Origin of the sequence: Polaribacter sp. (assembly GCF_965656025.1) — a bacterium.
Classification (GTDB): Bacteria; Bacteroidota; Bacteroidia; order Flavobacteriales; family Flavobacteriaceae; genus Polaribacter.
The window spans coordinates 1-1,848 of sequence record NZ_CBFHJT010000135.1; the positions used below are offsets into that span (position 1 = coordinate 1).

General features: G+C 28.6%; 1 protein-coding gene. It reads right to left on the reverse strand.

Annotated elements, in window-relative coordinates; all coding sequences use genetic code 11:
- The coding region (locus ACTG3S_RS14345) for a TonB-dependent receptor domain-containing protein (protein ID WP_439130016.1) at window positions 1-1,842 on the reverse strand (1,842 nt) is incomplete at its 3' end.
- Window positions 1,843-1,848 lie beyond the last annotated feature (6 nt).

Below are 1,848 nucleotides of genomic sequence, written 5' to 3' on the forward strand. Positions count from 1 at the left end.
TCTGTTTTTAACATTTATTTTTTTGTTCCCAAAATCGTAAGATAAGGATATTCTAAAGTTTCTAGAACTTTGGTTTTGACTGTAACTTTGATCGATGTTATTTACGGTAGAATTATAATTATTTAAAAAACCTGTGTTTAAAACATCACTAAAAAGCATAGATAATTTAATGTTATTTTTAAAATTGTGTTGTAAGCCAAAAGATAAATGAAACATTTCTCCAAGGCTAAACAAACCATCATTATGAAAAGAACTGTACCAAGCATTGGCTTGTAATTTTGTACTTTCACTTAAAATAAATGTGTTGTTAGAGGTGGCATAAAATTGAATTCCGTCATTTACCTCTGCATTGTTATTTTGGGTTAATTCAGTAAAATAGGCTATCAAATTAATGCTATTCTGACTTTTAAACCAAGATATCTTATTGTAAGAAAAGCTTTCTTCCCATCTATAAATATATTTTTTAAAATAGTTTTCTTGGGTTATAATTTGATTTTGATTAACAACATCGGTATTAAAAAATACCCCAAAGCCGTTGGTAATAATATCTAAAGACAAACTAGAACTAAGATTGTTTTTGTATAAATGAGCAATTTTAAAATTGTCTGAAAAAGAAGGTTGTAAAAACGGATTTCCTTCGCTGTAACTATTATCATTTATGTAAAAACGAAACGGATTTAAGTTTCTAAAATTGGGTCTATTGATTCTTTTACTGTAAGAAAAGTTGAAATTATTATTTTCGTTTTTTGCGTAAGAGAAATATAAACTTGGGAAAAATTTATTATAATTATTTATGTTTTCTTGATTCAAATCTCCATTAAAACCGGTTGTTTTGGTGTCTTCAAAACGCACACCAAATTGCATTTGAAATTTATCTGATAAACTTGTGTTTCCAGAGAAATATGCGGCTAATACATTTTCTTCATATTCAAAGCTATTTGATTGACTTGGTTCTAAAACAGGAGTTCCAGAAAGTGTATCAAAAAATAAAACGCCACTATCTGTATTGGTAAAACTGGCTTTAACTCCGTAAGAAAGATTAACTTTTTTAAGTGGAAATTCCACATCAATTTTAGCACTAAAATTTTCTATTTCTTGGTTGGCTTCATTAAATGCAGACGAGTTTATACCTTGTGAGATGCCTAAATTATCAAATTGTTCAGTAGAAAAATCAATTGTTCTGTCTGAAGTGAATGTAAAATAGTCTGCATCAAAAGAAATACTTTTTCCTAAAGAACCTAAGGAAGTAATAAGATGAAAATTTATAGAATGATTGTTGTTATCGTTATTATTATCACCTTTTGTAAGTAAAGATCTGTCTAAATTTCCGTTGTTATCTAAAATAGTAAACCTCGTTTCTGTATCAATATTTGGTTGTGTGGTATTACCTAAATATTGTAACCCAAAAGTGGTGTTATCTGTAACTGTATAATCTATTAAAAAACGACCCGATAATTGATCTAATTGCATTTTTCCATCAACATCTATATCCCAAAAATTAGTGGGATAGTTTATTTGTAAACTTTCTACATTGCCTTCATTTCCTTTGGTGGCATTGATGCTTCCAGAAAATGATACCTTATTTTTATTGTAAAAAAAGTTATTGTTTATGGATGCAAAATTATATTTGTTTTGATTGTAAGAAAGCGTTGTTGCATTTTTCCAAGAATCTTGTACACCTTTCTTTAAAATAATGTTGATTAAACCGCCATTTCCTGCAGCATCGTATTTTGCTGGCGGATTTGTAATTACTTCTATTTTTTCAATATCGTTTGCTGATAATCCACTTAAAAGAGCTATTAAATCTTCGCCCGCTAATGGAGATAATCTTCCGTTAATCATAACTTG